The following is a 203-nucleotide window of genomic DNA, read 5'->3' on the forward strand; positions in this document are numbered from 1 at the left end:
TCAGGGAAAATAAAGTTTTCGTGGGGTTGATCCGCAGGAGCCATCCAAGCCCGCAGACCTTCATTTAACAGAATGTTCTTGGTATAGAACGTTTCAAATTCAGGATCTTCCGCCGCCCGTAATTCCTGGGAGACGAAATCATAAGCCCGTAGGTTCAGTGCTAAACCCACAATCCCGATGGAACTCATCCACAAGCCCGTGAC

At 48.8% G+C, this 203-nt stretch carries 1 protein-coding gene; it reads right to left on the minus strand.

Annotated features, from left to right (window positions below):
- On the minus strand, positions 1–203 hold a 203-nt coding region (locus tag PL11201_RS25400), incomplete at both ends, for a photosystem II protein D2 (protein WP_079681641.1).

Origin of the sequence: Planktothrix sp. PCC 11201 (genome assembly GCF_900009135.1) — a bacterium.
Taxonomy (GTDB): Bacteria; Cyanobacteriota; Cyanobacteriia; order Cyanobacteriales; family Microcoleaceae; genus Planktothrix.